We start from the raw sequence: 20452 nt of genomic DNA, 5'->3' as shown, positions 1-20452 counted from the left end.
CCCTCACCGGCCGAGCGCGGTCAGCCGCTCCTCGCGGGCGGCGCGCAGCAGGCCGGGCAGCCGCGGGTCGGCGAGGACGGCGGGGCCGCGGACGGCGACCTTGCGGAACGACTTCCCGGTGCCCTCGAGCAGCCCCCCGTCGAGGCCCGCGCCGGCCAGCGCCGCGCCGCGGTTGAAGCCGAGGTTGAGGTGCCGGTCGTGGACGTCGAGGTAGGCGTAGTGCTCGGAGTTCTTCCGCGGGCCCACGCCGTAGCCGACGGTGCGCTGGTGCGGCCACACCACCCGCACGACGCCGGGGTCGGCCCCCCGGACGAGGGCGTCCGCGGCGCGGACGAGGTCGGCGGTGGCGGGCGGCAGGCCGGCGAGCAGGAGGTCCCACGGGTCGTCGTCCATCCCGGCCATCCTGCCCCCGACCGGGCCTAGGCTGGCCGCAGCCGTCCCCCGGAGGTCCCCGTGCTGCTGCGTCTGCTCGGTCTGCTGCTGGTCGTCTGGCTGGCCGTGACGATCGTCGGGTGGGTCGTCGAGGGCATGTTCTGGCTGGTCCTCGTCGGCCTGATGCTCCTGCTCGTCACCGCCGCCCTCGGCATGCGGGAGCGCCCCCGCCGCTGATCCTCAGGCCGGCACCCGGGCGCGGCTGCTCAGCACGAACCGGTTGCCGTCCGGATCGGCGAACACCGCCTGCCGGCCCCACGCCTCGGTCGTGAGCGGCCCCTCGAACGGGACGCCCGCGCCGGCCATCCGCGCGTGCTCGGCGTCGACGTCGTCGACCTCGAACACCAGGCCCTGCAGCGAGCCCGGCGGCATCCGGTCGAACCCACCTGCACCCAGCGCGCGCCGGGTGCGAACTCCGCGTCGCGCAGCACCTGCAGGCCGACCTGCACGGTCCGGGAGCGCAGCGCGGCGTCCTGGTCGCTGACGGGGACGGGAACGACCGTGACGTCCACGGGGACCTCCTCGGGAGCGGGGCCGGCCGTCGACTGGCTCGAGACGCGCGACGACGTCGACGCCTCCCGGATCGGCATCGTCGGCTGGTCGCTGGGCGGCTACTACGCCCCGCGCGCGGCGGCGTTCGAGAAGCGGTTCGCCCTCTGCGTGGCCTGGGGCGCCAACCACGACTGGGGCGCGGTGCAGCGCCGCCGCCGGCAGCGCGAGGGCGAGCGGCCGGTGCCGCACTACTGGGAGCACGTGCTGTGGGTGTGGGGCCAGCCCGGCGACGAGAACGACCTGGACGCGTTCCTCGACATCGCCGACCAGGTGACCCTCGAGGGCGTCGTCGAGAAGATCACCGTGCCGTTCCTGATCGCGCACGGTGCCAACGACCGGCAGATCCCGCTGGAGATGGCGCACCGCTCCCACTCCCAGGCGGTCAACTCGCCCAAGCGGGAGCTGCGGGTCTTCACGCCCGAGGAGGGCGCGACCGAGCACATCGGCCTGGACCACCTGCCGTCCGTGAGCACCTTCGTCGCCGACTGGGTCGCCGACACCTTCGCCGAGCTGGGCGCGCAGCGCGCCTGACCCCGCCGCTCGTCGACCTGCTGCTGCCTCCCGGGCGCGGAGACGGCAGCAGGTCGACACCGGGCGGTCAGGCCACCTGGAACGAGCGCTTGGCCAGGCCGATGAAGAAGCCGTCGATGGCGGTGGTGACGCCGGCGGTGGGGTCGGTCGCGGCGCCGAGGGTGACGAACAGCGGCGTGAAGTGCTCGACCGTCGGGTGGGCGTAGCGCAGGCCGGGCGCCCGCAGCCGGAAGCGGGCGAGCTCCTCGACGTCGCCGCGGTCGAGCGCGTCGGCGGCCCAGGCGTCGAAGTCCGCCGACCAGCCGGGGACGGCGCCGCCGAGCACCTCCCGGGTCAGGTACGGCAGGCCGTGGGTCATGAAGCCCGACCCGACCACCAGCACGCCCTGCTCGCGCAGCGGCCGCAGCCGCTCCCCCAGCGCCAGCAGCGTCGCCGTGTCGTGCGTGGGCAGGCTCAGCTGCAGCACCGGGACGTCGGCCTCCGGGTACATGACCTTCAGCGGCACCCAGGCGCCGTGGTCCAGGCCGCGGCCGCGGTGCTCGTACACGTGCGCCGTCTCCGGCAGGACGGCGAGCAGCTGCCGCGCCAGCTCGCCGGACCCCGGGGTGTCGTAGCGCATCCGCGAGTACATCGGGTCGAAGCCGCCGAAGTCGTAGACGAGCCCGGTGGGCACGGTGCTGGTGATGCCGAGGGAGTCCGACTCCCAGTGCGCGCTCACGATCAGCACCGCCCGCGGCCGGGGCAGCGCGCGGGCCCAGGCGGCCAGCTCCCGCATCCACGGCGCGTCCTCGAACAGCGGCGGGGCGCCGTGGCTGAGGTACAGCGCCGGCAGCGGGCCGTCGTCCGGCGTCCACGGCCGGTGCTCCCCCAGCCCGGCGACGTGCCGCAGGTGCGCGGCGAACGGGTGGCGGGGGTCGATCAGCGCGTCGGCGGCGGCGGTGGGGTGCACGGCTCAGCCCGCCAGCGGGAGGTCGAGGGTGGGCAGGTCGAGGGTGTGCGCGGTGTGGTCGCGCTTGACGGCGAGGTAGCGGGCGTTGGCCGCCGACAGGTGGACGCCGGTGGGCACCCGCCCGGTCACCGCGACGCCGAGCAGCTCGAGCCCTGCTGCCTTGTCGGGGTTGTTCGACAGCAACCGGACCCGGTCGGCACCGAGGGCCTGCAGCATCTGCGCGGCGGCGGTGTAGTCGCGCTCGTCCTCGCCGCGGCCCAGCGCCCGGTTGGCCTCGTAGGTGTCCAGACCCGCGTCCTGCAGCGCGTAGGCGTCGAGCTTGGCGTACAGGCCGATGCCGCGGCCCTCCTGGCGCAGGTAGAGCAGGAAGCCGCCCTCGTCCGCGATCCGCTCGGCCGCCTCGCGCAGCTGCGGGCCGCAGTCGCACCGCTCCGAGCCGAGGACGTCGCCGGTGAGGCACTCGCTGTGCGGGCGCACCAGCGGCGCCTCCCCGCCGGCCGCGGAGCGGGCCAGCGCGCCGCGCCAGTCGCCGAGCCCGAGCAGCAGGTGCTCCCGGCCGTCGGCCAGCCCGTCGAAGGTCACCACCTCGGCCGTCGTGGCGTACCCGTCGGCGAAGCGCAGCGGCACGGTCACCCGGGTGCGCACCGTCGCCGAGGGGACCGGGGACACCAGGTCCGGGTCGAGGGAGAGGGTCACTGCGGCCTCCACGTCACTTGTACCTACAACCGACGACCCTAGCCTGCATTGGTTGAAGCAACAAGCACCCGGGTGGGACGATGTCGTCGTGGAACCCCGGTGGCTGGACGACGACGAGATGCGGGCCTGGCTGCGCCTGGTCGCCGTCGTCGAGCTGCTGCCCGGCGTCCTCGACGGCCAGCTCCGCCGCGACGCCGGGCTGACCCACTTCGACTACCACGTGCTCGCGATGCTGTCCGAGGCGCCGGAGCGCACGCTGCGGATGACCGAGCTGGCCACCCGCACCAACGCCACCCTCCCCCGGCTCTCCCACGTCGTGCGGCGGCTGGAGGAGCGCGGCCTGGTCGAGCGGGCGCCGTGCCCGTACGACGGGCGGGCCACCAACGCCCGGCTCACCGACGCCGGCTGGGCCAAGGTGCGCGAGACCGCGCCGGGGCACCTGGCCACGGTGCGCGAGCACGTCATCGACGCGCTGACGCCGGAGCAGGTGGGCCAGCTCGCCGACGTCGCCGGGGCGCTGCTGGAACGGCTCGACCCCGACGGCCGCCTGGCCACGGGCCTGGCGGCGGCGGAGGCGCGCGGCCGGGACCGGTGACGCCGGACCGATGAGTCCGCGGCGTCCGGCCGGTCTCCCCTGGGGAACCGACCCCGAGGAGGTCCTCATGCACGCCACCAGCGTGCTCGCCCAGGCCACCGTCGCCGACCTCGACCGCGCCGAGCGCTGGTACGCCGCGCTGTTCGGCCGCGAGCCCGACAGCCGCCCGATGGACGGCCTGCTCGAGTGGCACCTCACCGACTCCGCCGGCGTCCAGGTGTGGCGCGAGCCGGAGCGCAGCGGCCGCTCGACGATGGTGATCGGCGCCGCCGACCTCGACGCGACCGCGCGGGACCTCACCGCCACAGGGGTCGCGCACGACGGTCCCGAGCCCGGCGGGGGCAGCCGCGTCGTGCGGCTGCGCGACCCCGACGGCAACCGCGTCGTCCTGACCGGCGCCTGAGCGCGGTCAGCCGGCGACGCGCGTGGCCATGCCGGTGTAGTCGACGATCAGGCCGTCGCCGTCGACGGTGAGCTCGAAGGCGCCGTGCGCGTCGTCGGCGTACCGCCACCGCAGCGGGCCCAGCCGGCGGTAGGTCTGGTCGACCCGCGTCACCCCGAGCGCCGGCACGTCGACCCAGGCGACCGGCGTGGTGACCTCCTCGCCCACGGCGAGGTCCGCCAGCCGCCGGATCGGGAAGGTGTTGGTCAGCGGGGTGGCGGCGACGTCGACGTCCACGCACCCGTCGAGCTCCGGGGCGCGCTCGGCGTCGACGGTCCACCGGCGGCGGTCGTCCGCCGACAGGGCCAGGCGGCGTTCCCCGGCGGCGGACACCGACGAGACCTCGACCGCGCGGGTCGCCCACGCCGCGTCGAGCCGCACGCGGAACGTGCAGGCGAGCAGGGTCCCCGGGCCGGCCAGCACCTCGGTGCCGTGGGCCAGCCAGCCGCCGTCGTGCCGCTCGACGCGGGCCAGGCTGTGCCCGGTGTCCTCGTCGGTCCGCCGCCACGCCACCACCCGGGTGTCCATGCACGGAGGCTAGGGGCGACCGGCGACGGTCTCAGGCGGTGCGGGCGCCCTCCCACAGGTCGATGCCGGCGTCGACGGCGTGCCGGTCGATGCGGGCGAGCTCCTCGTCGCTGAAGTCCAGCCGCTCCAGCGCGCCGACGTTCTGCTCGAGCTGGGCGACGCTGCTGGCGCCGATGAGCACGCTGGTCACCCGCGGGTCGCGCAGCGCCCAGGCCAGCGCCATCTGCGCCAGCGACTGCCCGCGCTCGGCCGCCAGCTCGCCCAGCGCGCGGACGTGCGTGATCGCCTCGTCGGTGAGCAGGTCCGGCGAGAGCGACTTGCCCTGGCTGGCCCGCGAGCCCTCGGGGATCCCGCCGAGGTACTTGTCGGTGAGCATCCCCTGCGCCAGCGGCGAGAACGCGATGCAGCCGGCGCCGACGTCGGCGAGGGTGTCGAGCAGGCCCTCGGTCTCGATCCAGCGGTTGAGCATCGAGTAGCTGGGCTGGTGGATCAGCAGCGGCGTGCCGAGGTCGGCGAGGATCGCCGCGGCCTTCGCGGTGTCCTCCGGCGAGTAGGAGGAGATGCCGGCGTAGAGCGCCCTCCCCGACCGGACGGCGGTGTCCAGCGCGCCCATCGTCTCCTCGAGCGGCGTCGTCGGGTCGGGCCGGTGGGAGTAGAAGACGTCGACGTAGTCGACGCCCATCCGCCGCAGCGACTGGTCGAGGCTGGCGAGCACGTACTTCCGCGAGCCGCCGCCCTGCCCGTAGGGGCCGGGCCACATGTCCCAGCCGGCCTTGGTGGAGAGCACCAGCTCGTCGCGGTAGGGGCGGAAGTCGTCGCGCAGGTGGCGGCCGAAGTTGGTCTCCGCGCTGCCGTAGGGCGGGCCGTAGTTGTTGGCCAGGTCGAAGTGCGTGATGCCCAGGTCGAAGGCCCGGCGGAGGATGGCGCGCTGGCGGTCCAGCGGCACGTCGTCGCCGAAGTTGTGCCACAGTCCCAGGCTGATCGCCGGGAGGTCCAGGCCGCTGCGGCCGGTCCGGCGGTAGGTCATCGAGTCGTAGCGGCCCTCGGCTGCGGCATACGTCATGACGACGATCCTGCCCGGCACGCGCGGAGCCGAACCGGGCGCCCCGGGTGACGCAGCGCCGTCCCCTCCCCGGGCCGGCGGCGGGACCCCGCTGTACCGGGGCGGCGGCGAGGACGATCACCCGCGCGGGGGCCCGTCCGCCCGACCCGGAGGGAGGGGCGCGATGCCCTTCTTCGACGGCACCCGGGGCCGCGTGCACCACGACGCCTGGCTCCCCGACGGCGAGGCCCGCGCGGTCGTCGTCCTCCACCACGGCGACTTCGGCGAGCACCTGGGCCTCTACGCGCCCCTCGGCCGGCGGCTGGCCGCCGACGGGATCGCCGTGCACGCCCTGGACGCCATAGGCCACGGCCGCAGCGACGGCGAGCGCGACCTCATGCTCAGCCGGGACGACCAGGCCGACGACCTCCGCACGCTGGCCGCGATCGCCCGGGCCCGGCACCCCGGCCGCCCGCTGGTGCTCATGGGGCACTCCGGCGGGGGCGTGGCCGCGCTGCTGCTGGCCCAGCGGTCCCCGGACGTGGCGGAGGCGCTGGTCGTCTCCGACCCGCCGGCCCGACCCGTGCCGGTCATCGAGGCGCTGCTCGCCGACGACGTCGCGGAGGTCGAGCCGCCGGACCCGGCGGAGGTGTTCAGCACCCACCCCGGTTACCTGGAGGCGCTGCGCACCGACCCGCTGGTCAACCGCGGGCCGGTGCCCCGGCAGACCCTGGAGGCGGTGGTCCGCTCCTGGTCCGCGGTGGCCGACGGGCTCGCCGCGGGCCGGCCCGATGTCCCGACGCTGGTCCTGCACGGCGAGGCCGACCCGGTCGTCCCGCTGGCGAACTCCCGCGCCCTGGTCGCGCGGCTGCCGCGGGCCACCCTCCGCACCTTCCCGGGCGACCTGCACGACGTCCTCAACGAGCACGACCGCGACGCCGTGCACGACGTCGTCGCCGGGTTCGTCCTGGCGCAGGTGCGCCCCACCGTCCGCACCTGAGCCCCGGACACCGGCCCGGTACCGGCCGGAACTAGCGTGCCCGGGTGCCTTCTGCCTCCCCCGGTTCCCCGTCCCCTCTCGGAGCCCGCCCGGGCGTCGTCGTGATCACCGGGGCCAGCTCCGGGCTGGGCGCGGAGATGGCGCGCCAGTTCGCCGCCCGCGGCTGGGACCTCGCGCTGTGCGCCCGCCGGACCGACCGGCTGGACACCCTCGCGGACGGGATCCGGACGGCGACCGGCCGGCGGGTGGAGACGGCGGCGCTCGACGTCACCGACGCCGACGCCGTGCCCGCGGTGTTCCGCCGCTTCGACGAGGCGTTCGGCGGGCTCGACCGGGTGGTCGTCAACGCGGGCCTGGGCAAGGGCGCCCCGCTCGGCACCGGCCGCGCCGGCGCCAACCGCGAGACGGCGATGACCAACTTCGTCGGCGCGCTGGCGCAGTGCGAGGCGGCGCTGGAGGTGTTCCGCCGGCAGCGCCGCGGCCATCTGGTACTGGTCTCGTCGATGTCCGCGCTGCGCGGGATGCGCAGGAGCATGACCACCTACGCCGCGACCAAGGCGGGCGTCGCCGCGCTCGCGGAGGGGCTGCGCTCCGAGCGGATCCCCGGCGTCGACGTGTCGGTGGTCTACCCCGGCTACATCCGGTCGGAGATGAACGAGCACGTGCAGCAGGCCACCCGGTTCATGGTGGACACCGAGACCGGCGTGCGGGCGATGGTCGGGGCGATCGAGGCGCGGAAGGCGAAGGCGTACGTGCCGGCCTGGCCGTGGGGGCCGATCGGCGTCGCGATGCGGGTCCTGCCGCTCTCCGTCGTGCGGCGGCTCTCGTGACCGACGCCCGCCCCGTCCGGGCCGAGGACGCCTTCGACGTCGCCGCCGTCGCCGCCTGGCTGGCCGCGCACGCCGACCCCGCGCGGGCCGGCGTCGACCTGTCCGCCGTCCCCGAGGTGCGCCAGTTCGCCGGCGGCGTCTCCAACCTGACCTACCTGCTGCGCTACCCCGACGGCGACCTGGTGCTGCGCCGCCCGCCGCGCGGGGAGCACACCGGCACCGCGCACGACGTCGCCCGCGAGTACCGCGTCCAGGACGCGCTGGGCCGGGTCCTCCCCCACGTGCCGCGGACGGTCGCGCTGTGCGAGGACACCGCCGTCGTCGGCACGCCGTTCTCCGTCGTCCGGCGGGTCGAGGGGCCGATCCCCCGCCGCTCGCTGCCGCCGGGCGTGGACCTGGACCGCGAGCAGGTCGCGCGGCTGTGCCGCAACGTCGTCGACCTGCTGGTCGACCTGCACGCGGTGGACGTGCGGGCCGCCGGGCTGGCCGACCTCGACCGCGGCCCCGGCTACGTGCGCCGCCAGGTCGAGAACTGGACGAAGCGCTACGCGCGGGCGCGCACGCGTGACGTGCCGGCCTTCGCCCGGGTGACCGCGTGGCTGGCCGAGCACCAGCCCGCCGACCGGCCGCACACGCTGGTGCACAACGACTTCCGGTTCGACAACGTCGTCCTCGACCCCGCCGACCCCACCCGCCCGGTGGGGCTGCTGGACTGGGAGCTGGCCACCGTCGGCGACCCGCTGATGGACCTCGCGAGCGCGCTCGGCTACTGGATCCAGGCCGACGACGGCCCGCTGATGCGCCGGTTCAGCCGCCAGCCCACGACGCTGCCCGGGATGATGACCCGCGAGCAGGTCGTCGCGTACTACAGCGCGCGGACCGGGCAGCGGGTCACCAACGCCGAGTGGGCCTGGTACGAGGTGTTCGGCCTGTTCCGCGTCGCGGTCATCGCCCAGCAGGTGTGGGCGCGCTACCGGGCGGGGCAGACGACGAACCCGGCGTTCCGCTCCTTCGGCCTCGCCGTCCGGCTGCTCGAGCGGCGCTGCCTGGCGGTCATCCGGCGGGCCGGCCGGCTCACCCCCGACCGCGCCGCGGCGCAGGTCGGCAGCCCGCTGCTCACCCGCCGCCGCATCCGGCCGCGCCGCTGGACCCCGCCGGCGTTCGCCGACCCCGGGCCGACCGCGCCGTTCCGCGTCGCCCGCCGGCTGCCGACCGGCGACTCCGGCCCCGAGGACGTGCTCTTCGACGACGCCGGCCTGGTGGTCACCGGGCTGCGCGACGGCAGCGTCGTGCGGATCGACCCGCGCACCGGGGAGCGCACGCTGATCGGGCGCACCGGCGGCCGCCCGCTCGGGGTGGAGCCGTGCGCCGACGGCAGCGTGCTCGTCTGCGACCACGACCGCGGGCTGCTGCGGGTGTTCCCCGACGGCGGCGTCGAGGTGCTGGTCTCCGAGGTCGACGGGGAGCCGGTGACGTTCGCGAGCAACGTCGTCGCGGCGCCGGACGGCACGGTGTGGTTCACGACGTCGACCGGCCGGTGGGACGTCGAGCACCACCTGGGCGACCTGTTCGAGCACTCGGCCACCGGGCGGCTGGTCCGGCGGGACCCCGACGGCACGGTGACGACGGTGCTGTCCGGGCTCGGCTTCGCCAACGGGCTGGTGCGCGCGCCCGACGGCTCGCACCTGCTGCTGGCCGAGACGGCTCGCTACCGGGTGCTGCGCCACTGGCTCACCGGCGAGCGGGCGGGCACCACCGAGCCGCTGGTGGAGAACCTGCCCGGGTTCCCCGACAACGCCTCGCTCGGCAGCGACGGGCTGCTGTGGGTGGCGATCGCGGCGCCGCGCAACGCGCTGCTGGACCGGCTGCTGCCCCTGCCGGGCGTGCTGCGGCTGCTGCTGTGGAACGTGCCGGAGCGGGTGCGGCCGGAGGCGACACCGATCGCCTGGGTGATGGCGTTCGACCCCGCCGACGGGCGCCGGGTGCACGACCTGCGCGCCACCGACGCCGGCTACGGCTTCGTCACCGCGGTCGCCGAGCGCGGCGGCACGGTGGTGGCCTCCGGCCTGCACGAGGACGACGTCGTGGTGCTGGAGTCCCCCGGTCAGCGGACGGTGTAGGGGCCGGTCGGGACGGCGTGGTACCCCTTCGCGCCGACCGTCCGGGCCAGCTCGCTGCGCGGCGGGCGGCCGGCGGCGAGCGCGTCGAGGGCGGCGCGGAAGTCCCACTCGGGCGTCCAGCCGAGGTCGGCGCGGGCGGCGGCGTTGACGTACACGCGGTCGATCGAGGGGAACAGCCGCCAGCCCAACCGCTCGTAGAGCGCCGGGGCGTCGGGGAAGAGCCGTTCGACGACGGCCGGGGCGTCGGTGCGCAGCTGTACCAGGTCGTCCCGGCCGAACGGCGTGGTGGCGCTGACGACGTAGCGGCCGAACGCGAGCGCCGGCGCGCGGTCGAGGGCGGCGCGGTGGGCGGAGACGACGTCGGCGAGGTCCACCCGCCGGTACAGCAGCTCGTTCACCTTGACGTTGTCGTCGGCGTAGGCGGTGCGGACGTCGTCGCTGTCGTCGCCCTCGGGGAAGAACCGCGAGGTCCGCAGGACGACGACGGGCAGGCCGGTGTCGCGGGCGACGAGCTCGCAGAGGTCCTCGGCGGCGACCTTGGTGGCGCCGTAGACGTTGCGCACCCGCGGCGGCACGGCCTCGGTGACCCACGCGGCGGGCTCACCGGGCGCGGGGGTCAGCGCGCGACCGAAGGCGCTGGTCGTGCTGGTGACCACCACGCGTCCGACGCCCGCGGCCGCCGCCTCCTCGAGGACGGCGAGGGTGCCGGTGACGTTGGTGGCGACGAACTCCTGCCGGCCGTGCGTGCCGACGTGCGGCTTGTGCAGCGTGGCGGTGTGCAGCACCGCGTCGGCGCCGGCGAGCGCGTCCCGGACGGCGGTGCGGTCGGTGACGGAGGCGACGACGTCGGTCCACGGCGAGGGCAGCAGGTCCAGCCCGGCGACGTCCTCACCGGCGGCGCGCAGCACGCGGACCAGCGCCTCGCCCAGGTGGCCGGAGCTGCCGGTGACGAGGACACGCACGCCCGCCACCCTGGCACGTCCCCGGCCGGTCCCCGGACGCGGACGGCCGCCCGGTCCTGGTGTTCCGGGCGGCCGGGTCGTGCAGCGCCGGCCCGACAGCCGCCTCTCGGCGAGTGGCCGCTCGCAGCGGCGGGGGGTGAGGCCCGGGGGCATGGACCGGACCGGCACCTGCTCCAACGCACCGTCCGCCGGGACATTCCCGGCGCCACTTCAGGAGGGCGTCAGTAGGGCGGTGGGGTGGTCGTCGCGGTCAGGCCGGTGGGGGTGGTGACGGTGAGGGTGCCGTCGGGGGCCAGGCGGTGGTGCCAGCCGGGGGCCTGGTGCTTGCCGCGGTGGTGGCCGGCGCAGTAGCCGGCCAGGTTGGGCGCGGCGGTCGGCCCGGCCGGCCAGGGGATCGCGTGGTCGAGGTGGCCGGTGCGGCGGCGGCAGCCGGGGAACCGGCAGCGCCGGTCCCGCGCCCGGCCGTGCCGGTCCAGCGCCGCGCCGGGGTGGTAGCCGGCGGACGGCCCGGGCACGCTCAGCCCGGTGCCGGTCCTGTCCGCGCGGTGCAGGGCGGGCAGGTCGGTGAGGGTAAGTAGCGCGCCGGTGAGCGCGTCGGTGAGGACCAGGCGGGGCCGGTCGGCCAGGCCGCCGCCGGCGGTGCGCCGCAGCAGTCCCGCCAGCGCCTCACGGCCGGACTGAGTGGCCGCACCCAGCGCGGTCAGGGCGTCGGGTGCGGCGGTGACCCGGCCGGCGGGACTGTGCGTCCAGACGGTCTCGTCGGCGGTGGCGGCGCGCTCGGCGGTGGCCACCATCCGGGCGGCGTGACCGAGCGCCCGCCGCGCAGCCAGGACGGCGTCGCCGGCGTCGTCGACCGCGCGGTCGGCGCGCGCCCACCAGCCCTCGGGCACGGCCGCACGCGGTGGGGAGTCGGTCGGCGGAGGCGCTGAGTCGTCGGGCGGTGGAGATTCGTCCGGCGGTGGGACGAGGCCCGGTGGTGGTTCCTCGTCGACGGGACACGACACCGGGCGGTCGTCGAACTCCCCCGCCAGCACCCGGGCCTCCATCCGGTCCCACCAGGCGGACAGCTCGTCGGCCTCGGACTCGTAGTGGGCGATGTCGGCCGCAGTGAGACCGAGCAGCGGCCAGTCATCGGCGTCGGTGGCGAACTCGACCGGTGCGGCGTCGGTCGCTGTGGTGTCGGCCGGCGTAGGGACGGTCGCCGAGGAGCCGCTTGTCGAGTTGTCGACTCCGCCGTCCGCGGTCGGGGCGGTGGCCTCCGGAGCGCTGATCTCGGACTCGATGGCCTCGGGATCGGTCCCCTTGGGCTCAGTGCCAGTGACCAGAGGGGTGCCGGTGAGGGCGGTGAGCAGGGCGCGGACCACCTCCGCGGGCACCACCTGCCCGTCGATCTGGCACGGCTGGTCGCCACCCAGCAGCGCACCCACCGGCGCCACGACGTCCAGCCGCACCTGCACCGGCGGCAGCCCGTGCTCGCCGGGGCGGAGAACGAGGTCGAGCAGGCAGTCGGCCATCCTCTGCCCCCGGGTGCGGCCGTCGTCGGGCAGCGCGTCCGCGTACGCGCCGAGCGCCTTGACCAACGCCGCCGCCTCCGGCGTGGTGAGCAGCGCGCCGACCACGCTCATCCCGTCGGTCCGGTCGGGCCGGGCGGACACCCCGCGCTCCCGCACCGCCCTGGCCAGCCGGTCGGCGGCCGCGCGGGCGCCCCGCTGGAGCACCTCCCGCCGCGCCTTGTCGCCCAGCTGCGCCGGCGTGGTCACCCGCCCCGTTGCCCACGCCAGCAGGTCCCGCTCCAGGCCGGCGCGCACCGTGTCGTCGGTGATCGGCGCGACCTCGTCCAGCAGCGGCCACAGGTGCCCCGGGTGCAGCGCGCCGGCCTCGAGAGCATCAAGGGTGGCGGGCAGGCGGTGCACCAGCGTGAGCGACCGCTCCAGCAGCGCCTGCGCCGCCTCCGAGGACAGCGACAGCGCCACCGCCAGCTCCTGCGTGGCCCACTCGCTCACCGGCCGCAGCACCTCCGGCCGCGCCGCCCACCGCTCGGCCGACATCGCGCCCGGCGCATCCTGCGGACGGTCCCCCGAGGACGGCCGGGACGCCGCGAACTCCGCCACCGCCCGCGCCCGCAGCGCCGTCTGCCGGGCGATGTTCCGGTCCGCGGCCTGCACGACACCCAGCGGCCCGGACGACATCCCGATCGCCGGCGCCACCGGCAACGGAGCGGTCAGCACGTCGTCCACGTGTTCGATCATACGTTCGAAGACGACGAGCAGCAACACATCCACAGGACGAAGACGCAGCTCAGGCCGTCAGTGACCGGTCCGCCCCGGCGTCCGACCGCGCCTCCGCGCGGGGTCCGGACGACAGGAGCGCCGCCCGGGCGGCGAGGACGGCGGAGCGCTCGGCGAGGGCGGCCGCACGGGCGGCCAGCCGGCGGGCGCGGCGTCGCCGGGCCGCGGCGGCGACCCGACGGTGGTGCCGCACCGACCGCCGGAGCTCGGCCGCGCGGGCGTCGTCGAGGGTCGCGGTGAGCCAGTCGGTCACGGCACGCCCCAGCCGGCGGGGACCAGTGCCGGGCCGGGCAGCGCCGCGGCCGAGGCGACGACGTGGTCGACCAGCCCGTAGGCCACGGCCTCCTGCGCGGTGAACCAGCGGTCCCGGTCGGAGTCCCGCTCGACCTGCTCGACCGTCTGCCCGGTGTGCAGCGCCTGCAACTCGTCGACGTCCCGCTTCAGCCGGCGCAGCGCCTCGGCCTGGACGGCGACGTCGGACTGCGTGCCGCCGAGCCCGCCCGAGGGCTGGTGCACGAGGATCCGGGTGTGCGGCAGCGTGAACCGCTTGCCCGGCGTGCCGGCGGTCAGCAGGAACTGCCCCATCGAGGCCGCCGTCCCGAACGCGTAGGTGGCGACGTCGCAGCCGATCGCCTGCATCGTGTCGAAGACGGCCATCCCGGCGGTCACCGAGCCGCCGGGTGAGTTGACGTAGAGGTGGACGTCGCGGCGCGGGTCGTCGGCCGCGAGCAGCAGCATCTGCGCGCACAGGCGGTTGGCGACGTCGTCGTCGACCTCGCTGCCGAGCACGACGATGCGCTCGCGCAGCAGGCGGTCGGCGACGGCGTCGTGCAGGGACGGGGAGCCGGTCGAGGTCTGCACGGTCGGTACCTCCTGGGCCACCGGGATCGGACCGCCGCAGTCAATCGGGAACGCGACAGGAAGGCGCCCCCGAATGGTCCGGTTTCACCATTCGCGCAATTCTTCCGCTCGCGGCGGAACGGCGCGGCGGGTCAGTCCCCGGCCACCGCCCTGACGACCTCCCGCGTCCCGGCCCGGCCCTCGGGGGTCGGCGTCAGCGGGTAGACGTGGACGGCGCCCGGGCGGACCGTCACGTCCACCTGCGCCCCCTCGGCGACGGCCCGGTCCCGCAGGCGCACCACGTCGGGGTGGAGCAGGTCGCGGGTGCCGATCCAGACCCGCACCGGCGGCAGCCCGGCGAGCGGGCCGTGGACCGGGCTGAGCCGCGGGTCGGCCGGGTCGTCGCCGCCGGCCCACGCGCGGCCGGTCTCGGCCAGGCCGGCGCTGGACAGCCACGGGTCCCGGGCCTCGGCGTCGGCCACACCGGGCCCGGTGAGCGCCAGGTCCAGCCACGGCGCGATCAGCGCCAGCCGCCGCGGCTGCGGCAGGCCGGTGCCGAGCAGGGTCTGGGCGAAGCCGAGGGCCAGCCCACCGCCGGCGGAGTCGCCGGCGAGGACGACGTCGTCGCCGAGGTCGCGGTACACCGCGTCGAGCAGGCGGTACGCGTCGCGGTACGTGCACCGCGGCGCGAGGCCCTAGTCGGGCACCACCACCCGGACGCCGGCGTCGGCCAGCCGCCCGACCAGCGCCCAGTGCTGCGGCGCCATCCCGGCGACGTAGGCGCCGCCGTGCAGGTAGACGGCGACCCGACCGGACCCGCCGCCGCGCGGGGCCACCGTGTGCACCTCACGGCCCTCGACGAGCCGGGTGGCCACCTCGTGCCGCCGGCGCAGCGCGTCCGGCACCGGGGCGGGCGCGCCGGGGGCGGCCATCCGCTGCCGGGCGCGCCCGGCGGTGGCCATCCGCGGCTTGGCGGTCAGCCGCAGGTACCCCGCCACCGCGCGCATCGCCAGGCTCACGCGGTGGCCCGCAGCAGCTGCTCGAAGGTGGTGGCCGGGGAACCGGTCAGGTCGGGGACGGCGCTGCTCACGGCGGCCATCTCACCAGCCGCGATCGCGGTGTACGTCGACACCCAGGCCTCGACCTGCCAGCCGGGGGCGCCGTAGGAGGCGCGGGAGGCGAAGGCCTCCTCGACGGTCTCCGCGTGGTACCGGACCGGGCGGCCGGTGACGGCGGTGATCGTCTCCGCGACCTCGGTCAGCGTCAGCGCCTCCGGCCCGGTGAGGTCGTACGTGCGCCCGGCGTGCGCGGCGGGGTCGCGGAGGACGGCGACCGCGGCGTCGGCGACGTCGTCCTGGGCGACCGCGGCGACCCGCCCGTCACCGGCCGGGCCGCGGATGACGCCGTCCTCCCCCACCAGGCCGGGCAGGAAGTCGGCGTAGAGCGCGTCACGCAGGAACGTGGACCGCAGCCCGCGGGCGCGGACGTGCTCCTCGGTGGCCCAGTGGTCGCGGGCGAGGGTGAAGGTCGCGTCCGGGGCGGCGCCCTGGAACGACAGGTAGACCAGGTGCCGCACGCCGGCGGCCGCGGCGGCGTCGACGAAGGCGCGGTGCTGGTCGGCCCGGTCGGCGGACTCCGACGCCGACACCATGAACACCGTCCCCACGCCCTCCAGCGCCCGGCGGACGGCGTCGCCGTCGGCGTACGGCGCGACGACGGCGGTCGCACCCGGCAGCCGCGGCGCGCGGGACGGGTCGCGGACCAGCAGGCGCTGCGGGACGCCGGCGGCGGACAGCCGGCGGGCGACCCGGCCCCCGACCTGTCCGGTCGAGCCGGTGACGGCGACGGGGCTCGGGCTCAACGGAACTCCTCGGGGTGGGTGCGGACGACGCCCGATCCTCGCCCGGGCGGCGTCCTCAGGCCGCGGCGGCCAGCACCGGGCGCGGCTCGGCGGGGCGGACCGGGCGGCGGACCGGCAGCGGGACGACCGGCGCCGGCGTCCGGCGGGCGGCGAGCACCGCGCACGTGACGAGGGCGCACGCGAGCCCCACCGCGGCCGACAGCGCCATCGCCTGCTGTCCCGCCGCGAGGCCGTACCCGGTCCAGGCGGCGCAGGACCCGGCGCCGAGCCACCACCGCACCGGCGAGAGCCCGGAGACGTCCTGGGTGCGGTCGCGCAGCAGGCCCAGCGGCTGCGGCACCGCGGCGGCGGCGCCGACGACCGCGGCCACGGCGGCGAGGACGGCGGCGGCCGCGGCCGGCGCGGCGCCGAGGTCCACCGCGACCAGGCAGCTCCCGGCCAGGGCGGCCAGCGCGGCGGCGCCGGAAGCGGTGCGAGCGAGGACCCGCCGGGTGCGCTGCGCCGGCCGGGTGAGCAGCAGGGCGGCGAGCACCGCGGCGTTGCCCGCGCCGACGACGGCGTTGGTGACCACCTGGGCCGGGTCGTGCGCCAGCAGGCCGGAGGTCAGCCAGGCCAGGTTCAGCGCGACGGCCAGCCAGCTGCCCGTGGGCGACAGCCCCCGGGTGCGGCCGTGCCGGCAGGAGAGCCAGACCTGGGGCCAGACGACGGCGATGCTGAGGGTGGACGCGACGATGCCGAGGACGGCGGGCATGGCGGTGCGGGGATCCATTCGGGAGGGCGAGCGAGGGGCGCGGCCACCGGCCGGGAGACGGCGCTCCACCGGCTCGGGTCCCTCGTCACTGAGCGGATCCCCGGGTGACCGCAGGTGTCATCGGCGCCCACCGTCGGCAACGGAACCCGATCGGCCGTGATCCTCCTGTGACCTCGCTCGCCCCGGGGCGGTCCTTCGACCCTGCCCCCGGGCCGCCGGTCGCGGGACGGTCGGTCCATGCGCCAGCAGCTGCGTCCTGTCCGGGCCGGGGTGGCCGCGGTCCTCGGCGTCGTCCTGCTCGCCTCGTGCTCCGGTGACGACGGCGGCTCGGGCGACGGCGGCTCGGCGGCCGACACCCCGGCGACCAGTTCCCCCGCGGAGGACACGGCGGAGGACACGGCGGCCGGGGAGGACTTCTGCGCCCGGGCCGCCGACCTCGACCAGCGGGTGGAGGACGCCCTCGCGGAGGTCGAGGGCGACGCCTCGCTCCCCGAGGTCTTCCGTCAGCTCGGGGAGGAGATGCGGGACGTCGACCCACCGGAGGAGATCGCCGCCGACTGGGAGACCATGCAGGCCGGCCTGGACCGGATGGCGGACGCGGTGGCCGACCTGGACCTCACCGACGGGGACTCGGTCGCCGCGCTCGAGGAGGCCGGGAGCGGGCTGGACACGGCGAGCGCGAACGTCGAGGCCTACCTGCGCGACGAGTGCGGGATCGGCTGACCCCGCGCGGGATCAGCGCAGCGGCTGCCGGCACTCCGGGCAGGCCCGGTCGGGCAGCGGCTCGCCCTCGGTCATCAGGCACCCGCCCAGCACGACCTCGCCGCGGTCGCTCGCGTCGAACGCCTCCGCGGAGGGCAGCCCGATGACGAGCGGGACCGCGCGCGGGGACCCGGCGCAGTGGGGGCAGGACGGGGCGGTGCGACGGGTCACGCTCCTCACCGTAGGGACGGCACCGACACTCCCCGGCGGCGTTCCCCGTCCGGGTGCCCGTGCCCGCGCGGCGGGACGTGCGTGCGCACGGCCCCGGGTGGGTAGAGCGCCGCACGGACGACCGGGAACCCCCTCCCGGCATCACCGATCCGCAGGAGGAGGCGACGTGTCGCTCCCTCGTCCCCAGGTCCCCGACGTCGACCGCCGCATCACGGTCGCCTACCAGGAGCTCGGCACCGCCCGCGACGGGTTCCGCAACTCCCCGAGCGGCGAGGGCTTCACCCTGTGCCAGGCGGCCCAGCAGGCGCTCGACGACCTGCTCGACCTCCGGCTGACGCTCACCGCGGCACTCGCACGGACCCTGCCCTCCCCCGCCTGAGCCGCCGTCCCCGGGCCGCCCCGCGTCACCGGGGTCAGGGACTCGCAGAGCCACGGGTGCGGACGGCGTCGGCGCGCGCGGCGGCTGCGAGCCGCCGCAACCGGTCGGCCTCGGCGAGCCGGCCGCGAGCGGCGGCCCGCAGCGCCATCTGCTCCAGCGTCGCGGCGACGCGGGTGTCGGTCGCGGCGAGCCGGGCGCGCAGCACCCGCCGCCGGGCCTGCAGCCGCACGACCTCGGCGCGGACCCGCCGCCCGGCGTCCACGAGGGAGCGCGGGTCGGCCACGGGCGCGGTCTCCCGGAGTGCGGTTCCGCCGTGTCCCGGCCGGCCGCGGACGACGGTGGCGGCCAGGTCCGCGAAGCGGCGGACGGCGGAACGGCGGGCGTCGGTGTCGAAGGCGTGCGGCCGACGGGCGTAGACGTTCAGTGAGCCGGTCCGCCGCCCGTCGCCGTCGAGGTCGAGCGGGACCGACAGGGACGACAGCACCCCGTGGTCGACGGCGCACCCGGCATAGGCCCGCCATCGGCGCTCGGTCCGCGTGTCGGGGACCTCGGCGGGCTCCCCCTCACAGGCGGCGTGCAGACACGGCCCGGCACCGGCGGCGTACTGGCTCCCGTCGAGGTCGGTGGCCGGCGGGCCGGTGCTCGCCACGGTGCCCGGTCGGCTCTCCACCACCAGCGTCACCGAGGTCTCGGCGACGTCGGGCAGCACCCTCCTGGCCAGGTCGGCGACCGAGCGCAACAGCCGCTGCACGGACGGGTCGAGCGCCGCGGCACGCCTCCGCGGACGAGGCGTCGCGGAGGCGTCCTGCTCGTCTCTGGTCACGGGATTCCGTCTGCTGGCACCGGGGTCGCCCCGGCGGCGGCTCACTGCCGCGTGACGCCCTGGCCGGACGTCCCGTTCGTCCCGGCTGTCCTCGCCGGCGCCGCCCCGGACGCTACGCCGTCGCCGACGGCGCACCCTCGGCGGAGCCCGCGACGCCGCTGCGATCGGCGGCCGTGCCGGTCCACGGGTGGACGTCGCCGTCGGGACGGTGCAGCGGGACCGTCACCTGCCCGCTGACCGGCGGGGTGCCCCGGGACGGAGTGCCGGTGTCCGGCACCGGACGGCTCCCGGGTCCCGACGGCGCCCGGCGGAGCGCCTCGGCGGCGAGACGCAGCAGGCGGCGGGCCTCGGGGGTGTCCGTGCGCCGGCTCGCGGCGGCGGAGGACGCGTGCACGACCTCGTCGAGGCGGGCGGCGGACATGACGTCGTCCCCCATGACCTCCTGCTCGTCCGGCGCGGGCGAGAAGACCAGGACCCGGGTCCCGGCGGCCCGCAGTGCCGCGATCTCGCGCCGGAGCAGCCGCGCCGCGTGGCGGCGGGCGGCGGCGTGGAAGTCGGGCCGGATCCCCGGCGGCCCGCTCATCGGCGAGACGACGACCACGAGGTCGCAGCCCCGCAGGAGGGCCGCGTTGGTCGGTGAGTGCGCGCCGCCGTCGACGTAGGTGTGCCCACCGATCTCGACGGGCGCGAAGTAGCCGGGCACCGCACAGGAGGCGGCGACCGCCTTCTCGAGCGACGCCGGGGGACTCCCGGGCCGGCCGAACACGATGCGGCGGCCGTCGCGACGGCGCACCGCGCAGATCCACAGGGACCGGGTGGGCCACTCCGGGCGCCCCGACCCGCGGAGCGGCGCGAGCCGCTCCTCGATCGAGTCGCGCCCCGGGGCGAGGAGGGCGAGTCCGGCCGCCAGTGGGCGGAACTGCCACGGGCGGACGACCGCGCGCCGGACCATGTGCCGGGTGGGCGGTCGGGCCGGGCGCAGCAACAGGTGCAGCGGCCGGATCGGCGGCAGGTCGGGGACCGGGGCCAGGGCCATCCGGCGGTGGATCTCGCCGTCCTCCGTCAGCGGCAGCCGTTGGACCCAGGAGGCCAGGTCCGTCGCGGAGACCTCCAGCCGCAGCAGGGCGCCGGTGATCGCCCCGGCAGAGGTCCCGACGACCAGGTCGGCGCGCCGGGCGTCGAGGCCGTGGTCGTGCTGCAGCGCGGCGAGCACGCCGGCGTGGTACGCCTGGCCCACCACCCCGCCCGCACCGAGGACCAGGCCGATCCGCTCCACGGGACCACACTCCCGCCGGGCGCACCGGTGCGGGAGGGGGCCTTCGGACCTCCGCACCGAGCCCTCGGTCAGGTCCTCCCCCCGTCGCGCCGGAGTGTCGTGCCCGCCCAGGCTGCCCCGACCCGGCGCGCGGCTCCCGGCCGCTCACCAGCCGAGGTGGACGTCGGCCACGATCCCGACGGCGATGAGTGCCGCGGCGACGACGTCGACCGCGGCGCAGAACGGGGGCCACCAGCGGGTGTTCGCCACGAACCGGGTGCGGTGCTGCCAGAGGTCCTTCAGGCCGTGGCCGGCCAGGCCGGCCACGAGCAGCCAGGCCGAGCCGGTCACCCCCGCCGCGGCGACGACGACGAAGACGGCGGCGACGACGGTCTCGACGGCGATGACCCTGGCCCGCCCGTCGGCCACGCCGAACCCGATGTAGACCGCGGCGATGAGGACGAGTCCCATCGCGTAGACGGTGGCGTCGTCGAGCCAGGGGAAGGCCAGCGGCGACGCGGCCTGCAGGCAGCCCCACACCACGCCCCAGAGGACCGGCGTGCGCAGGCCGCGCATACCGCCGGCCGTCGCGCCGCGGCGCTGCGCGCTCTCGGAGGTGGTCACGCCCTCCCCTCCCCGACGC

General features: G+C 76.9%; 25 protein-coding genes and 2 pseudogenes. 9 read left to right on the top strand and 18 right to left on the bottom strand.

Translation table 11 applies throughout. The features are described 5' to 3' along the window. Positions 1–3 precede the first annotated feature (3 nt). Positions 4–393: a hypothetical protein gene (locus ACI8AR_RS07785; RefSeq protein ID WP_457050494.1), complete on the bottom strand. Its 390-nt coding sequence runs from the start codon at positions 391–393 to the stop codon at positions 4–6. Positions 394–453: 60 nt separating this feature from the next. Between ACI8AR_RS07785 and ACI8AR_RS07780 the strand changes: the two genes are divergently transcribed. After that, on the top strand, positions 454–609 hold the full coding sequence (locus ACI8AR_RS07780) for a hypothetical protein (protein ID WP_456938256.1): 156 nt from the start codon (positions 454–456) through the stop codon (positions 607–609). 3 nt (positions 610–612) lie between these two features. Here the strand turns inward: ACI8AR_RS07780 and ACI8AR_RS07775 are convergent. Beyond that, positions 613–876 (bottom strand): annotated as a pseudogene (locus ACI8AR_RS07775) (VOC family protein); the annotation flags it as partial. A 57-nt stretch (positions 877–933) separates the two neighbouring features. On the opposite strand from ACI8AR_RS07775, the gene ACI8AR_RS07770 reads away from it, so the two are divergent. Beyond that, a complete protein-coding gene (locus tag ACI8AR_RS07770; protein ID WP_457050493.1) occupies positions 934–1515 on the top strand; it encodes an alpha/beta hydrolase family protein in 582 nt (193 codons plus the stop codon). Between the two features lie 67 nt (positions 1516–1582). Here ACI8AR_RS07770 and ACI8AR_RS07765 read toward each other — a convergent pair whose 3' ends face one another. Together ACI8AR_RS07765 and ACI8AR_RS07760 are read right to left on the bottom strand one after the other, a co-directional pair. Then, positions 1583–2464: a dioxygenase family protein gene (locus ACI8AR_RS07765; protein WP_457050492.1), complete on the bottom strand. Its 882-nt coding sequence runs from the start codon at positions 2462–2464 to the stop codon at positions 1583–1585. 3 nt (positions 2465–2467) lie between these two features. Then, positions 2468–3160 carry a GTP cyclohydrolase II gene (locus tag ACI8AR_RS07760; RefSeq protein ID WP_457050491.1) on the bottom strand — a complete coding sequence of 231 codons (693 nt, stop codon included), beginning with the start codon at positions 3158–3160 and terminating at the stop codon, positions 2468–2470. 88 nt (positions 3161–3248) lie between these two features. Here ACI8AR_RS07760 and ACI8AR_RS07755 point away from each other — a divergent pair, with 88 nt between their 5' ends. Further along, on the top strand, positions 3249–3755 hold the full coding sequence (locus ACI8AR_RS07755) for a MarR family winged helix-turn-helix transcriptional regulator (protein ID WP_456928949.1): 507 nt from the start codon (positions 3249–3251) through the stop codon (positions 3753–3755). Positions 3756–3822: 67 nt separating this feature from the next. Continuing rightward, positions 3823–4158: a VOC family protein gene (locus ACI8AR_RS07750; RefSeq protein WP_457050490.1), complete on the top strand. Its 336-nt coding sequence runs from the start codon at positions 3823–3825 to the stop codon at positions 4156–4158. A gap of 6 nt (positions 4159–4164) precedes the next feature. Here ACI8AR_RS07750 and ACI8AR_RS07745 read toward each other — a convergent pair whose 3' ends face one another. Further along, a complete protein-coding gene (locus ACI8AR_RS07745) occupies positions 4165–4725 on the bottom strand; it encodes a putative glycolipid-binding domain-containing protein (RefSeq protein WP_457050489.1) in 561 nt (186 codons plus the stop codon). A gap of 31 nt (positions 4726–4756) precedes the next feature. Continuing rightward, on the bottom strand, positions 4757–5788 hold the full coding sequence (gene mgrA, locus ACI8AR_RS07740) for an L-glyceraldehyde 3-phosphate reductase (protein WP_456928952.1): 1032 nt from the start codon (positions 5786–5788) through the stop codon (positions 4757–4759). 163 nt (positions 5789–5951) lie between these two features. Between mgrA and ACI8AR_RS07735 the strand changes: the two genes are divergently transcribed. From ACI8AR_RS07735 to ACI8AR_RS07725, 3 genes are all read left to right on the top strand, one after another. Continuing rightward, positions 5952–6767: an alpha/beta fold hydrolase gene (locus tag ACI8AR_RS07735; protein ID WP_457050488.1), complete on the top strand. Its 816-nt coding sequence runs from the start codon at positions 5952–5954 to the stop codon at positions 6765–6767. A gap of 101 nt (positions 6768–6868) precedes the next feature. Next, positions 6869–7597, top strand: a complete 729-nt coding sequence (locus tag ACI8AR_RS07730; RefSeq protein ID WP_457050487.1) for an SDR family oxidoreductase — start codon at positions 6869–6871, stop codon at positions 7595–7597. Beyond that, positions 7594–9717, top strand: a complete 2124-nt coding sequence (locus ACI8AR_RS07725; RefSeq protein WP_457050486.1) for a phosphotransferase — start codon at positions 7594–7596, stop codon at positions 9715–9717. Before ACI8AR_RS07730 ends, ACI8AR_RS07725 begins: the two co-directional genes overlap by 4 nt. Here ACI8AR_RS07725 and ACI8AR_RS07720 read toward each other — a convergent pair. The 8 genes and pseudogenes from ACI8AR_RS07720 to ACI8AR_RS07685 all read right to left on the bottom strand — a co-directional run bounded on the left by ACI8AR_RS07720 (position 9702) and on the right by ACI8AR_RS07685 (position 16419). Next, positions 9702–10679 carry an NAD-dependent epimerase/dehydratase family protein gene (locus ACI8AR_RS07720; protein ID WP_457050485.1) on the bottom strand — a complete coding sequence of 326 codons (978 nt, stop codon included), beginning with the start codon at positions 10677–10679 and terminating at the stop codon, positions 9702–9704. The two genes, ACI8AR_RS07725 and ACI8AR_RS07720, sit on opposite strands and share 16 nt — an antisense overlap. A 221-nt stretch (positions 10680–10900) precedes the next feature. After that, on the bottom strand, positions 10901–12916 hold the full coding sequence (locus tag ACI8AR_RS07715) for a DUF222 domain-containing protein (RefSeq protein ID WP_457050484.1): 2016 nt from the start codon (positions 12914–12916) through the stop codon (positions 10901–10903). Positions 12917–12977: 61 nt separating this feature from the next. Further along, the gene (locus ACI8AR_RS07710) at positions 12978–13220 is read right to left on the bottom strand and encodes a hypothetical protein (RefSeq protein WP_457050483.1); all 243 of its coding nucleotides are present in this window, start codon (positions 13218–13220) and stop codon (positions 12978–12980) included. Next, positions 13217–13849 (bottom strand): ATP-dependent Clp protease proteolytic subunit, encoded by a 633-nt coding sequence (locus tag ACI8AR_RS07705; RefSeq protein WP_457050482.1) that lies wholly within the window; start codon positions 13847–13849, stop codon positions 13217–13219. The genes ACI8AR_RS07710 and ACI8AR_RS07705 overlap by 4 nt, the downstream gene beginning before the upstream one ends. Before the next feature lie 110 nt (positions 13850–13959). Continuing rightward, positions 13960–14469: pseudogene (locus tag ACI8AR_RS07700) on the bottom strand (alpha/beta hydrolase fold domain-containing protein); the annotation flags it as partial. A gap of 33 nt (positions 14470–14502) precedes the next feature. Continuing rightward, positions 14503–14826: a hypothetical protein gene (locus ACI8AR_RS07695; RefSeq protein WP_457050481.1), complete on the bottom strand. Its 324-nt coding sequence runs from the start codon at positions 14824–14826 to the stop codon at positions 14503–14505. After that, positions 14823–15668: an SDR family oxidoreductase gene (locus ACI8AR_RS07690; RefSeq protein ID WP_457050480.1), complete on the bottom strand. Its 846-nt coding sequence runs from the start codon at positions 15666–15668 to the stop codon at positions 14823–14825. Before ACI8AR_RS07690 ends, ACI8AR_RS07695 begins: the two co-directional genes overlap by 4 nt. A gap of 55 nt (positions 15669–15723) precedes the next feature. Continuing rightward, positions 15724–16419 (bottom strand): SemiSWEET transporter, encoded by a 696-nt coding sequence (locus ACI8AR_RS07685; protein ID WP_457050479.1) that lies wholly within the window; start codon positions 16417–16419, stop codon positions 15724–15726. 237 nt (positions 16420–16656) lie between these two features. Here ACI8AR_RS07685 and ACI8AR_RS07680 point away from each other — a divergent pair, with 237 nt between their 5' ends. Beyond that, positions 16657–17142, top strand: coding sequence for a hypothetical protein (locus tag ACI8AR_RS07680; RefSeq protein ID WP_456938280.1), 486 nt, complete (start codon positions 16657–16659; stop codon positions 17140–17142). Between the two features lie 12 nt (positions 17143–17154). Here the strand turns inward: ACI8AR_RS07680 and ACI8AR_RS07675 are convergent, their stop codons facing one another. Continuing rightward, positions 17155–17352: a hypothetical protein gene (locus ACI8AR_RS07675; RefSeq protein ID WP_457050478.1), complete on the bottom strand. Its 198-nt coding sequence runs from the start codon at positions 17350–17352 to the stop codon at positions 17155–17157. 166 nt (positions 17353–17518) lie between these two features. Between ACI8AR_RS07675 and ACI8AR_RS07670 the strand changes: the two genes are divergently transcribed. Continuing rightward, a complete protein-coding gene (locus ACI8AR_RS07670) occupies positions 17519–17731 on the top strand; it encodes a hypothetical protein (protein ID WP_456938282.1) in 213 nt (70 codons plus the stop codon). A 34-nt stretch (positions 17732–17765) separates the two neighbouring features. Here ACI8AR_RS07670 and ACI8AR_RS07665 read toward each other — a convergent pair whose 3' ends face one another. The 3 genes from ACI8AR_RS07665 to ACI8AR_RS07655 all read right to left on the bottom strand — a co-directional run bounded on the left by ACI8AR_RS07665 (position 17766) and on the right by ACI8AR_RS07655 (position 20433). Beyond that, complete coding sequence (locus ACI8AR_RS07665; RefSeq protein WP_457050477.1) at positions 17766–18554, bottom strand: GAF domain-containing protein; 789 nt, start codon at positions 18552–18554, stop codon at positions 17766–17768. Between the two features lie 112 nt (positions 18555–18666). Next, complete coding sequence (locus tag ACI8AR_RS07660; protein ID WP_457050476.1) at positions 18667–19830, bottom strand: patatin-like phospholipase family protein; 1164 nt, start codon at positions 19828–19830, stop codon at positions 18667–18669. 144 nt (positions 19831–19974) lie between these two features. Then, entirely contained in the window at positions 19975–20433 is a 459-nt protein-coding gene (locus ACI8AR_RS07655; RefSeq protein WP_457050475.1) for a hypothetical protein, read from the bottom strand. Positions 20434–20452: the final 19 nt, after the last annotated feature.

This window comes from Geodermatophilus sp. SYSU D01036 (genome assembly GCF_054050435.1).
Note: the sequence above shows the minus strand (reverse complement) of the source record. Positions and strands in the feature narration are given on the sequence as shown.